14 protein-coding genes are annotated in these 12,384 nt (G+C 68.1%); 9 read left to right on the forward strand and 5 right to left on the reverse strand.

The genetic code is table 11. From position 1 onward, the window contains the following. The first annotated feature begins 1 nt into the window (after position 1). Genes LTT66_RS30665 through LTT66_RS30685 form a run of 5 tightly spaced genes read left to right on the forward strand, consistent with a single transcriptional unit; the run spans position 2 to position 4,703 of the window. A complete protein-coding gene (locus LTT66_RS30665) occupies positions 2-1,408 on the forward strand; it encodes a nucleotidyltransferase domain-containing protein (protein ID WP_233062024.1) in 1,407 nt (468 codons plus the stop codon). Continuing rightward, positions 1,405-2,139 carry an HAD family hydrolase gene (locus LTT66_RS30670; RefSeq protein WP_233062025.1) on the forward strand — a complete coding sequence of 245 codons (735 nt, stop codon included), beginning with the start codon at positions 1,405-1,407 and terminating at the stop codon, positions 2,137-2,139. The genes LTT66_RS30665 and LTT66_RS30670 overlap by 4 nt, the downstream gene beginning before the upstream one ends. Continuing rightward, positions 2,124-3,065: a diacylglycerol/lipid kinase family protein gene (locus tag LTT66_RS30675; RefSeq protein ID WP_233062026.1), complete on the forward strand. Its 942-nt coding sequence runs from the start codon at positions 2,124-2,126 to the stop codon at positions 3,063-3,065. Before LTT66_RS30670 ends, LTT66_RS30675 begins: the two co-directional genes overlap by 16 nt. Then, positions 3,062-3,871, forward strand: coding sequence for an SDR family NAD(P)-dependent oxidoreductase (locus LTT66_RS30680; RefSeq protein ID WP_233062027.1), 810 nt, complete (start codon positions 3,062-3,064; stop codon positions 3,869-3,871). The genes LTT66_RS30675 and LTT66_RS30680 overlap by 4 nt, the downstream gene beginning before the upstream one ends. Positions 3,872-3,902: 31 nt before the next feature. After that, positions 3,903-4,703, forward strand: a complete 801-nt coding sequence (locus tag LTT66_RS30685) for a phytanoyl-CoA dioxygenase family protein (protein ID WP_233062028.1) — start codon at positions 3,903-3,905, stop codon at positions 4,701-4,703. An 89-nt stretch (positions 4,704-4,792) separates the two neighbouring features. Here the strand turns inward: LTT66_RS30685 and LTT66_RS30690 are convergent, their stop codons facing one another. Next, the gene (locus tag LTT66_RS30690; RefSeq protein ID WP_233062029.1) at positions 4,793-4,993 is read right to left on the reverse strand and encodes an alpha/beta fold hydrolase; all 201 of its coding nucleotides are present in this window, start codon (positions 4,991-4,993) and stop codon (positions 4,793-4,795) included. Between the two features lie 247 nt (positions 4,994-5,240). On the opposite strand from LTT66_RS30690, the gene LTT66_RS30695 reads away from it, so the two are divergent. Both LTT66_RS30695 and LTT66_RS30700 read left to right on the forward strand, forming a co-directional pair. Next, entirely contained in the window at positions 5,241-6,683 is a 1,443-nt protein-coding gene (locus tag LTT66_RS30695; RefSeq protein ID WP_332909697.1) for an esterase-like activity of phytase family protein, read from the forward strand. A gap of 83 nt (positions 6,684-6,766) precedes the next feature. Next, a complete protein-coding gene (locus LTT66_RS30700; protein ID WP_233062031.1) occupies positions 6,767-8,035 on the forward strand; it encodes a TMEM143 family protein in 1,269 nt (422 codons plus the stop codon). 31 nt (positions 8,036-8,066) lie between these two features. Here the strand turns inward: LTT66_RS30700 and LTT66_RS30705 are convergent, their stop codons facing one another. From LTT66_RS30705 to LTT66_RS30715, 3 genes are read right to left on the reverse strand one after another with little or no spacing between them, the layout of a single operon-like run. Next, a complete protein-coding gene (locus LTT66_RS30705) occupies positions 8,067-9,080 on the reverse strand; it encodes a MerR family transcriptional regulator (RefSeq protein ID WP_233062032.1) in 1,014 nt (337 codons plus the stop codon). Further along, entirely contained in the window at positions 9,074-9,760 is a 687-nt protein-coding gene (locus LTT66_RS30710) for a HEAT repeat domain-containing protein (protein WP_233069451.1), read from the reverse strand. The genes LTT66_RS30705 and LTT66_RS30710 overlap by 7 nt, the downstream gene beginning before the upstream one ends. 24 nt (positions 9,761-9,784) lie before the next feature. Further along, the gene (locus LTT66_RS30715) at positions 9,785-10,141 is read right to left on the reverse strand and encodes a serine aminopeptidase domain-containing protein (protein ID WP_233062033.1); all 357 of its coding nucleotides are present in this window, start codon (positions 10,139-10,141) and stop codon (positions 9,785-9,787) included. Positions 10,142-10,333: 192 nt separating this feature from the next. On the opposite strand from LTT66_RS30715, the gene LTT66_RS30720 reads away from it, so the two are divergent. Both LTT66_RS30720 and LTT66_RS30725 read left to right on the forward strand, forming a co-directional pair. Next, positions 10,334-10,510 (forward strand): hypothetical protein, encoded by a 177-nt coding sequence (locus LTT66_RS30720; protein ID WP_233062034.1) that lies wholly within the window; start codon positions 10,334-10,336, stop codon positions 10,508-10,510. A 136-nt stretch (positions 10,511-10,646) separates the two neighbouring features. After that, entirely contained in the window at positions 10,647-11,009 is a 363-nt protein-coding gene (locus LTT66_RS30725; protein WP_195100176.1) for a cupin domain-containing protein, read from the forward strand. A gap of 81 nt (positions 11,010-11,090) precedes the next feature. Here LTT66_RS30725 and LTT66_RS30730 read toward each other — a convergent pair whose 3' ends face one another. After that, positions 11,091-12,341 carry an MFS transporter gene (locus LTT66_RS30730; RefSeq protein WP_233062035.1) on the reverse strand — a complete coding sequence of 417 codons (1,251 nt, stop codon included), beginning with the start codon at positions 12,339-12,341 and terminating at the stop codon, positions 11,091-11,093. Positions 12,342-12,384 lie beyond the last annotated feature (43 nt).

The following is a 12,384-nucleotide window of genomic DNA, read 5'->3' on the forward strand; positions in this document are numbered from 1 at the left end:
CATGACCGACATCATGATCGCCGCGGGTGGGTCGGAGGCGGATCGGCTGCTGGTGCACGCCGCGCTGGCCACACCCACCGAACAGGAACGTGCCGCGCTGGTCGAGCTGGCCCACCGGGTCACCGATTGGGCGGCCTTCTTCGAGCTGGCTCAGCTGAACGCGACTGTCCCGCTGGTGCGGCGCTCGCTGATCGCCGCCGAGGTGTATCCGCTCGTCCCGCTACTGGTTCGGGTACGGTTCGACGCCGCGACCGAGCGGATCGCGACCGCGAACGACCGCCGCCTGGCCGGTGCGATGCGCCTGCTGCGGCGCTTCGACGAACGCGGCGTGCGCTGCGTGGTGCTCAAAGGCATGCTTTTCGCCACCGAGATCTACCACGACCCGCGCTACAAACGCATGAACGACCTGGACATCCTGCTGGAACCGGACCAGATCGACGTGGCCGTCGAGATCTACCGTGAGCTGGGTCTTTTCGCGACCTCGGAGCTGCTGGGGAAGGCGCCCAAGGCGCGGACCGAGCGATCCCACCACCTGCCGTCGTTCGTCTCCCGCGACGGCGCGCTCGTGGTGGGCACGCACTGGGGATTGATCACGCCGCTGGCGCCCTACACCGTCGACTACGCCGCGATCTGGAAACGCGTGCGACCCATCGACTTCCACGGCGTCCCCGCCTGGGCGATGGCGCACGAGGACAACCTGCACCATCTGGGCATCCACCTGCCCTATTACAAGACGGGTGTACGCGAGCTCGGTGACATCTGGAACCTGGCCCGTTATGCGGGCGCCGACCTGGACTACGACCTGCTGGCCGCGCAGATCGCGGCGGCAGGCAGCGAAGGCTTGATGTATCACGCCCTCGCATTGGCCCACCGGCTGGTGCCCGACCCGCACTTCGCCATGCTGCTGGACCGGATCGCGCCGCGCGTGGACCGATTCACCCGCGCCGACACCGCGCGCAAGATCGCTGACGTGCATACGCTGCTGCGCAGCCGCTCCACGCACACCTCCCGAATCGAGAAGGCCTACACCGAGTTCAACATGACCGCCGACCCGTGGGAGAAACTGGACGGCTTCCGGCGGTTGTGGTCCGGGCTGCTGCTGGTCCCCGGCGCGGAGGCGGCCCGGATGAACTCGATGCGCGACCCGGGGGCTCTTTCCGCCGTCGGCGCCCGCCTGATCGCGCCCTACCGCCTGACCCGGGTGTTCCAGCGCGACCTAGGCCGGTGGCTGTTTCCGGCCGCGCTGGCCAAAACGGTCTACGATCTCGGCGCGGCATACGCGGGCGAGTTCCGCTCCCGCACCGGGCTCGGCGGTGCGCAGCCCGCGCCGCTCGGCGTCGACGAGTACGCCGCCCGCCTCGGGTTGACCAGAGCGGACCTGCAAGCAGTACTGGACAGCCAGGAATGAGCCCACGACCGACCGTGCTGTGGGATCTGGACGGTACGTTGATCGGGCAGCGGCGGCGCACCTTCGCGACGCTGATGCCCGCGGGAGCGGCCTGGGTATTCCGCGATCTCGTGCCACCGCACCGTTTCCTGCCGCTGTTGGGTCGCACGCTGCGCGACGTACGCGTCAACGACACCGAACATACGAACACGGAGCTGATGCTGCGGCTGCTCGCCGAGCGCGTCGGCACCGGCCGCGACGTGGTGGAAGCCCGCCTGGCCCGGCTGGCAGAGGTCGAATTCGCTCGGTTGCGAGCGTGCTTCCCGGCGCGACCGGCAGCGGTGGCGGCGGTGCGCGAGCTGGCGGAGGCGGGTGCGCGTCAGGTGGTCGCGACCAACCCGCTGTGGCCGCGCAGCACCGTCGAAGCCAGGATCCGCTGGGGTGGACACGATCTCACCTCGTTCGCCTTCATTACCAGCGGCGAGACGATGCGCCGCGCCAAGCCACGGCCCGATTTCTATCGCGAGTTGCTCGATCGGCTGGGCGCGGCGGCGGGTGACTGCGTGATGGTCGGCAACGACCCGGCCGACGACGGACCCGCCGCGCTACTGGGGATCCCGGTGTTCCTGCTGGGCGCGCGGACAACCGATATTCCACTCGCTGTGGCCCGGACCGGACTGATCACGACCGGAGACCAGCGCGCACTACGCCGATGGCTCGGCATCGAGGAGGATTCGTGCTCGTCGTCCTGAACCCGCGATCGAACGCGGGCACCGCACTATGGCGCTGGAAGCCGGTGGAATCCGTGCTGCGCGCACAGCACCCGGACCTGTCGGTCGAACTGCCCGCCGACGCGCGGCACGCCACGGAACTCGTGCGAGCGGCCGTCACCCGTCCGGACCCGCCGGCGGTGCTGGTCGCCGCGGGCGGCGACGGCATGGTGAACCTGGTGCTGAACGCCCTCATGGACCCTGCCACCGACCGCCCGCGCGCCGTCGGCTCAGCATTGGGCGCGGTGGGGCTGGGCAGCTCGAACGATTTCCACAAACCGGTGCCCGACAGCGCACGCGTGGGGTCCGTTCCGGTGCGGATCGACGCGGCGCGCGCCGACCTGGTGGACGTGGGCAAGGCCAGCGTGCTGCTGGCCGACGGCACCCGCGCCGTGCGCTACTTCTTGCTCAACGCCAGTATGGGACTGGTCGCGGCGGGCAATCATTCGTTCAACCAGGCCGCCGGGCTGATCGGCTGGCTCAAGTCGCGCAGCGTGGATGCCGCCATTCTCGCCACGGCGCTGGCCACCATCGCCACGCATCGGCCGCTGCCGGTCGCGGTGCGCGGCGGCGACTGGATGCACGCCGCCCCCATCACGAACATCGGCGTGCTCAAGAGCGTGCACTTCGCCGGCGGCATGCACTACGACACCGCGGTCACCCGTACCGACGGCCGGTTCGACGTGAACATCTGGGCCGAAGCGGGCAGGCTGCGGACCCTCGGCCTGGTCGCCGGGCTGTACGCCGGGCGATTCCGGCGGTCGCGGCTGGCGGTGTGCTACCGGGACGCGGTGGTGGACCTGCGGCCCGATCGTCCGGCGCCACTGGAACTGGACGGTGAGATCACGATGGTGGAGTCGGCGCGGCTGGAGGTTCTGCCGCGGGTGCTGAAGGTGTGTGCGGCGTGACAGTCGTGCTCATCACCGGCGCCGCCAACGGAATGGGCGCGGCTACGGCGGAACATCTTGCCGCGCTGGGATATACGGTTGACGGATGCGATCGGACGGCCGCGCCGGGCATCGCTCAGGTCGACGTGGGTGACGCCGAGGCGGTGGACCGCTGGGTACGCGACGCGCACAACCGGCGGGGCCGGATCGACGCGGTCGTCACGTTCGCGGCATACGGCGTCGTCGGCGCGGTCGAGGAGACCACACCGGAGGAGGCCGCGGCGCTGTACGACACCAACGTGCTCGGCACCCACCGCGTGCTGCGAGCAGTGCTTCCATTCCTCCGCGACCAGGGCGAAGGCCGGGTGATCGTCGTGAGCTCGGGAGCGGGCGCTATCGCCGAGCCGTACGGCGGGTGGTATTCGGCCACCAAGGCGGCCGTGGAACGGATCGGCGAGGCCGCGCGAATGGAGATGGCTGGGTCCGGCGTGCACGTCTCGGTGCTCATTCCCGGTTGGACGGTCACTCCGATCATCGACACGGCGGTGCACGTGGCTACCCCGATCGCCGTGTACGACCACGACCGCGCCGCTGTACTCGACCTCGTGCGCGGCTATCTGGCCGCCGGGCAGCCCGCCGCGGCAGTGGCCCGGAAGGTCGCGATGATCCTGGCGGCGGACCGGCCACGGCAGTCCTACCTCTGTGGCCGAGACGTCCGCTTGTCCTTCTGGACTCGCAGGCTGGTCCCGGCCCGTGTCTATGAGCGAATGGTACGCAGGTATTACGGTATGGGGCGAGGCGCGGAGCGGTATCCGCTTAGGACGTGACTCGCCCTAAGCCGGTCCTATCGTACGTTTCGTGACTGAAACAACCGAGCATCCCGGTCGCAGCGGCGGCGAAATCACGGCAGCACAGAACCTTCCGGCCGATCTCGTCGAGCGGTACCGCCGAGACGGCTACGTCCACATTCCACGAGTACTCGATGCGACGGAAGTGGACGAGTTCCTGGCCGAAGCCCTTTCCCAACTGCACCAGCAGCCCACGGTCTCCTGGGATGCGCCCGAGGGTGGGAACGTGATGGATTGGGTCGCCGAACCGGAGAACGCCAGTGTGCGGATGCGAACGCTCGCACTGCACCCCGAGATCACCGCCATCGCCGAGCGTCTGGCCGGGAGGCCGTTACGCATGTTCAAATCCGAACTGCTGCGCAAGCATTCGTCGGGAAGCGCCCCCACACCCTTGCACATCGACGAACCCGCCTTCCCCATCGCGGCGGCGCCGGTCACCCTCACCGCCTGGGTGGCGCTGGTCGACGTGCCCGTGGAGCGCGGATGCCTGACGTTCCTTCCGGGATCACACCGCTGGCCCGGCGACACGGTCCCCGCGGACGGTGAGCCGTTCGACGTGCGACCGGAATTGCGGTGGTGGCCCCGAGTGACAGTTCCGCTGCGGGCCGGTGACTGCACTTTCCACCACTCTCGGCTGGTCCACTCGGCCGGTGCGAATCATACGGAGGCGACGCGGATTTCACTGGCATCGGTGTACATGGACGCAGAGGCGGTCTATCGCCCCAACCCGGATTCGTGGTATCAGGACAAGGTGCCGGACCGGGAGCCCGGACAAGCACTCGTCGGCGACCGTTACCCGCGCCTCAGCTGAATCCGTCACTCGCGTGGGTGCCTGCGAACTGCCACGGGACCCACGCGAGTGCAGGGGCGCTCGTACCCGAGGCGGCGCATCAGCTCGGCCTAGGCCCTCGCGACCCGGACGATGTCCCAGCCGCGCTCGTGGGTCGGACCGGAGAAGCCGGAACCTGGGATGGACAGAATCATCAGGTGGAAGTGACGCGACAGCGGCTCGATCACGTCGAGGAATTCCAGGAGCGAACCGGGCCAGCCGTGGGTGAGGATCTGCGCGAGCGCACCGGTTTCGGAGACCGGACGTGGCACTGGCGGGGGCCACGTTTCACGGCCGGGGACACGGCAGAATGATCGGATGGTTGTGGGGATGGACGGCTCGAGTTCAGCTCGATGCCGGCTGGTGGTCGGGCGCGGTCGGTACGCAACGCTGGTGAGAATGCACCGCCGTACCCGAAGCGCAGTCGTCATGGTGGCCGTATGCGCGAGCGCCGTTCTGTCCGCATGCTCGTCGTCGAGTTCGGAGAGGGACTTCACGGCAACCAGGGATCAGCCCTTGGTGATCTCGCTGGACGATCTGCTCGCCCAGACCGGCGGCAGCGCGGCGGTCGGGATCGCCGATCCGCAGCACGGCACGATCACCCGGCGCACCGACGGTGCGGTGGTGTACACGCCGGCGGCCGGGTACACCGGGTCCGACAGCATCACCGTGACCACCACCGACGCCGTGAAGCTGTTCACCACCGATATTCCACCGCTCGGTGACTTCGGCGGGGTGAGCCTGCAGGGCAGCGGGTACGGGTCGGCGTTCACCCCGGTGCCCGGATCGACCGACGAGTTCTACGGTCTCACCGACCGTGGGCCGAATGTGGACGGCAAGGGCAAGAACGAGAAGCTCACGCCGGTACCGTCTTTCACGCCCACGATCGCGAAGTTCAAGCTGGTCGGCACCAAGGCGGTGCTGGAAAACACCATCCCTCTGAAGAATTCGGCGGGCCTGCCGTTCAACGGCCTGGTCGACACCTCCGCAGGCACCGGCGAGACCATCCGCGCCCTCGACGGCGCCATCCTGCCGCCCACAGATCACGGCATCGACAGCGAGGGCCTGGTGGCGATGCCCGACGGTAGCTTCTGGGTGTCCGACGAGTATGGCCCGTTCCTCGTGCACTTCGATGCCAACGGCACCGAGCTGGAGCGGCTGGCGCCGGGCCGCGGGCTGCCCAAGGAGCTTTCGTTGCGCACCCCCAACCAGGGGATGGAGGGGCTCACCGTCACGCCGGACGGCAACACGCTGGTCGGCATCGTGCAGAGCGCACTGAGCGAGCCGGGTGTCGCGTCGGCGCGTGAGGTGCCCATGACGCGGATCGTCACCGTGGATCTGAAGACCCGGAATGTCGGAGAATTCGTGTATCCGCTCGAGGATCCGAAGCAGAAACTCGCGGTCTCCGAGATCACGGCGCTGAGCGACACCACCTTCCTGGTCGATGAACGCGACGGCAACAAACCGCCCAAGGCGAACAAGAAGCTGTGGACCATCGACATCACCGGCGCCACCGATGTCGGCCCGCAGGCGAAGGTCCAGGGCGCGCGATACGATCCGGAGTTGGGCCTGCTGGTGGACGGCAAGCCGCTGGAACTCCTCGTCGGCGCCGTGCCCACCGCCGACGGCGTCGCCACGCTCCGGAAGGCGGGCATCACCCCTGTCGCCAAGAAGTCCAGCCTGGACCTCGGCGGCCTGCTGGACGGCCTCGACGCCGACGGTGAGTTCTTCGGCCACGACAAGATCGAGGGCGTCGCCACCCGCGACGGCGGCAGGACCCTCTACATCGCCGACGACAGCGACTTCGGCATCGCGGCCGCCACCGGCGACCAGCCGCCGTTCGGACTGAAGGCCAAGCTCTTCGCCAACGGCGTGCAGGACTCGGGTGAGGTGCTGATGGTCGACACCACCGAGCTGCCCGCCGAGACGCGGACGAAGACGATCACCATCACCGTGAAGTAGATCCCACCAGGCGGCAAGAATGTACGGTGCCGTTTCCTCCTATGGTTATGGCCGACGGGCAGGTCCGTCGAGAGGAGTTGCCGATGGATGCCGAACACTTCTTGCCGTTCCGCAAGAGCGCGGTGATCTCTCTGTGTGCCGATGAACTCCCCGACTCGGAACGCGAGTCGTTTGTGGAGTTCGCGCGTCTGCTGGCGGCGGTGGTGCACTACGAGTTCCATGTGCGCGGTGAGGCTGCGCTCGATGCCTATCAGCTGGTCGATCCCGCGGAGGATGAGCGGACGCTGCGTGCCGCTACGGCCGAGGACCGCGCGGCGGCGCGGGCGAGGGTGGAAGGTGAGTTGGTCGCGCTGGCCGAGGCGGCGGATTTCAGGCGTATCGATGCCGCTGAGATCGAGCGCGCGTTCGCCGAGTACTCCCTGGTGAAGGTGCGTTTGGAGATCGACGAGGAAGACATCGATACCGCGATGTTCTTCCGTCGCGGGGTGTCGCAGCGCACCGAACAGGTGCGGTGGCTGTTCGGTTTGCGGCGGCGCAGCATCGAATTCACCAGCTACGGCAAGGTTTTGGTGTACATCGCATTCACCGCGCGTCCGGGGGCGGTCGCGGATCGGCCCAACGGCGGTGTGCTGCTGAAGCTGTTCCAGAACGTTCCGAAGAACGACCTCGAGATGCTGTATCCGAGCGTCCGGGTGCGGATGCGGCCATTGGACAAGCTGCTGATCGGGGTGCCCGCGGTGGTCTCCGGAATCGTCGTGGTCGTCACCAAGCTGGTCGCGTCGTTGGGGCCGCTGGTACTGATGCTGGCGTTCTGGATCGGGCTGCGCGAGGAATCCGTGCGGCTGGACCAGGCCACGCTGATCACCCTCGGCGCCGGGTTGGCCGCCTTCGGCGGTTACCTGGTGCGGCAGTTCTCCAAGTTCAAAAATCGCAAGATCAAGTTGATGAAGACGCTGTCGGAACACCTCTACTTCCGCAATCTCGACAACGATGCGGGAGTGTTCCACCATCTGCTCGGTGCTGCCGAGGAATCCGAGGTGAAGGAAGCCGTCCTGGCCTACCACTTCCTGCGCACGGCCGACCGCCCGCTCACCGCGGCCGAACTCGATCAACGAGTGGAGGACTGGTTCCGCCGACGGTGGGGGACCACCTTCGACTTCCAGATCCGCGATGGGCTTCGGAGACTCCGGGAATGGGAACTTCTCCTCGAGCACGAGCACGGCACACTCGGCGCGCTGCCGCTCGATGAGGCGAAACAGCGGCTGGACTCCCACTGGGACAACGTGTTCCGTATCCGACCAGAGGCAGACGACACCGTGACCGAGCGCCGGGCCGCGGTCACATCCGGCTGAGGCGGGCACCCTGATCTGCTGCGCACGGGGTTCAGTGGTCGGACCGTTCTTCGATCACTCCCGCGAGGGCCGCCGCGATGAGGGCGACAGCCCGATCATCGTCGTGGGCCAATTGCCGCAGGACGCTCAGCGCGATGGTTCCCGGCATCTCGGCGAAGGCCTGGGCCAGGCGTATCCGCACTGTGGAGTCCGCTGCGTGTGCGGCGAGCTCGTCGACCAGCGCACTCATGATCCGGTCCGCGAGCCCGGGATCCAGTGCCAATGTTCCCAGGACCTCGGCCGCCTCGACGTCGCTCGTCCCCTCCACCACCATGCCGACGAGTGTCGGCACGGCCGCGGTCGCGCCGCGCTTACCCAGCGCCAGACCAGCATGCCCGCGCACCGTCGGGTCGGAGTCCCCGAGTGCGTCCGCGAGCAACGCGGTCGCTTCGGCACCGGACATCTCGGCGATCGCCAGGACGGCGCGCCGTCGGATGTCGACGTTCTCCGAGTACAGGCCGGACGCCACGCTCGCCGCACCGTCACCGCCTGCCCGCGCGAGGGCCCACCGGAGGGCGCCGGCGACATTCGGATCCGATTCGGCGAGGACCGCTCCGGCCAGCAGCTCGATGGGAACCGGCACGTCCTCGGCCGGAGCCAGGACGGTTTGCTGCCGGCGCGCGGCATCGGGCGAGTTGAGCCCGTGCAGCAGCTCGACGATGCGCAGGACGTCCTGCCAGCCGGAGGGTGCCGAGGCGTCGACCGTCCGGAGTCGCTCGAGTAGTTCCTGCTCCCGATTCAGTCGCTCTTCGGTGCGCCGGATGAGGTCACCGACCAGCGCGGACGGCGTGAAGGCGGGATCCTCCAGAGCGCGTCCGATCTGTCGCAGCGACAATCCCAGGGACCGTAGGCATTCCACGTGGAAGATCCGGCGAATGTCCTCGGCGGAGTACTCGCGGTAGCCACCCACGGTACGGCCTGTCGGTCGCACCAGCCCGAGGTTGTCGTAGTGCCTGAGCATCCGGGTGCTCACCCCCGAGCGGCGCGCCACCTCGCCGATCAGCACGCTGTTCCCTCGACCCGTTCCGGGCCCAGCGCGACGATCCGCTTCGCCTCGTCGACGTCTGGGTCGAAACCGGCATCCGGGTCGAGTGACAGTCGCTGGGTGGCGCGGGCATGCGCACGCACCGTCGGGTCCAGGCTCGCCAGTCGCGTCTGCAGGACAGGCTCGATCACGTCGCCGAGTGCGACGAGCGCTCGGCTGAGACTCAATCGCAGATTCCGGTCGCCGCGACCGAGCTGTGCGGCCAGTTCCGCGGCCAGCCATTTCTGTTCCTCGGCGGGCACGAGGACGACCGCAGCACGCCACGCGCTGCGCGCGACCTCGTCGTCGGCGTCGTGCAACAACGACCGCGTGATCGCGGGCCACGCAGTCGCGTCCCCGATCTTCGACAGCGTATGCAACGCCTGGCTTCGGGCCTGAGCGCGCTCGGAACGCAGCTCCGCGCGGAGTCTGGGCACCGTGATCTCCGCCGGGAAGCGAGTCAACGCCCAGGTGAGCATGTCGCGCACGAAGAAGTCCGGCTCGATCGCGCACCGTGCTACGAGGGTATCGATGAGCTCGGGGTCGGGGTGCGTACCAGCGGCCAGCGCTGCCTGGAGCCGCGTCGACGAGTTTCCGGCGCCCAACGCGTCGAGCAGGCGCGTGTCCGGTGAATTCCTGTGTGGCGAGTTGATGGGGACCACCTCCTGCACTCAGTGAAGACCTTGTCACGGTGTCAACGTCAAGTGCATGATTCCCGGCGGCCCTAGCCCCGGCCGGTGCGGTGCGGCTACAACAGAGGGGCCAGCCGACGCATGCCTCGTCCAGAGGTCCCGTCGATCGAGGCGGCCGAGCCCCGTCAGTGAATCGCCGATCGAGTCAGCGGCGGTCGACGCAAAGCCTCGGATGCAGTCACCCATTGCGGCCATGTCCTCGACAAGCAGATTCCAGCCGCTGTCACCGAGATCGCCGGGGATGCCCGTCATGCTGTGGCCGTGGAGGCGGTGGTCGTTGGCGTAGACGGTGTACCCGCGCGCGGCCAGGCGTTCGGCGAGGTGGCTGTAGCGCTCGGCGTATTCGCCCATGCCATGCGCTATTCGGACGACGCCGCGGGGTGCGGTCTCGGTGGGAAGCCATTCGTGTACATGGATGGTTGTGTCGGCGTATCGAGTCCGGGGAAGCCCAACTCGGCGAGCACCTCCTCGATCAGCTCACGCAGTCGCGCGGCCGGTAGCGCGTACAACGCGCCGCGCCCTGCATCCGACAGGATCGGCGACGTGCGTGCGATCGACGCCACGCAGTGCCCGATGATGGCTGCCCCGCACACCCCCGGGCTGGCCGGTTTCGGATCCGTGGCGGAATTCGGCCGGATGCTCGACGCCGTGCTCGACGGTGTCCGTGACCGGGCCGCTCGGCAGAGCACCGCTGGATGCGCAGAGTATGTGCGAACGTGACGTTTGCCGCTGGCAATGAGTGCTACTCGGTAACTGCGGCAAAAGACGGGGGGTCCGATGATCCTCTGGCCCGTCACAGCTGTCGGGCTGATCGACATCTTCACCATCGGAGGATCGCATTCGAAGGAGGACGGTCATGTCCGATCTGGTGCGTCAGAGTTTCGAATCACCCGAGGAGACCCGGCCTTTCGAGCAGGACAAAGGCAGAGTCGATCTCGTCAACCTGGACCACGGCCCGGTAGGTCGGGCGATCTTCGAACCAGGTTGGCGGTGGTCGGTTCATGTCAAGCCGATAGCCCAGACCGACAGCTGTCAGGCGGCCCACATCGGCTACTGCATCTCGGGTCGGATGGTGGTGGCCATGGACGACGGCGAGCAACAGGAGTACGGGCCCGGCGACTTCATGATCGTCCCACCCGGCCACGACGCATGGACCGTGGGAGATGAACCCTGCGTGATGCTCGACTGGCAGGGCTTCGCCGACTACGCCAAGCGGTAGTACCGTCACCTCCGCTACTGCTGTGACGGATGCGCGGAATTCGGCGCGGAGCCGATTTCGGGGGCGTACCCGGCCCGCATGTCAGTCGCAGGCCACAGCCGGGTGTGGTGGGGCCACACCGCACGAAGCGGAGGCCCGGTGGTGGCGCAGCCTGTCGACGGCCCAGACGGTCGCAGCCGATATGGACAGGGTTGCGCCGAGGGCGCAGACGGCGCCCCACCCGGCGATGCTGTAGAGCGTGGTGGCGGCCACGGCTCCGCCGCCGGTGCCGAGCGAGTAATAGACCATGTAGCTGCCGATCAGACGGCTGCTTTTGGCGGGGTCGATGTTCACGATCAGGTGCTGGTTGGTCACGTGCAGCGCTTGCACGGCCAGATCGAAGACGATCACCCCGACTGCCAGCAGCGCCAGGGAGTGTGGCGTCACCGCGATCGCCGCCCACGGCAGCGTCAGCAGCACCAGCGCGATCGCGCTGACTGTTTGCCCTTTGCCGCGGTCGGCCAGTTGTCCGGCTCGGGTCGCCCCTAGCGCACCGGCCGCGCCGGCGATCGCGAACATACCGATCTCGCCGGTGGACAGATGCCACGGTGCCGCCGCCAACGGCAGCGCCATCGAACCCCATAGCGCACCGAACCCGGCGAACATCAGCAACCCGATCAGGCCGCGGATACGAAACACCGGCTCGCGTACGCTCAGCCGCACCACGGAAGTAACCAGGTAGGCATAGGACACCCGGGCCCGCGCGACATGATCACGCGGTAACAGCCGCGCCAGCGCCCCTGCCGACCCCAGCATCAGTGCGGCCGACACCGTGAATACCGCCCGCCACCCCGCCACCTCGGCGATGAGCCCGGATACGGTGCGGGCCAGCAGGATACCGATCACCACCCCGCCGGTCGCAATGCCGACGACCCGGCCCCGTTGCTGTGGCGCGCTCACGGCCGCACCGTAGGCGACGATGACTTGCACCACGACCGACGCCGACCCGGCCAGCGCACTCGCCGCGAAGAACCAGACCGCGTCCCGCGACACCGCGACACCCACCAGGCCACAGGCCGCAGCCGCGGTGAGGCCCACGATGAGGCGTCGTCGATCGACCAAGTCGCCCAGGGGCACGAGCAACACCAGACCGAGCAGGTAGCCCGCTTGGGTCAGGGTGGTCACCAGGCCGAGCTCACGGGTCCCGACCTCGAGTTCCGCGCCGATCCGTTCCACCAGTGGTTGCGCGTAGTACACATTGGCCACCGACATTCCGCAGGCCACCGCGAGCACCGTCGCCAGACGCGTGCTCGACCCCACCGTGCCCGTATCGACGTCGGCGCTCGGACTCATCGCATGCCTTCACATTCCGGTCCGCAGCGACTCGCCGGGACAT

This window comes from Nocardia gipuzkoensis (assembly GCF_021183645.1).
GTDB classification, from domain to species: domain Bacteria; phylum Actinomycetota; class Actinomycetes; order Mycobacteriales; family Mycobacteriaceae; genus Nocardia; species Nocardia abscessus.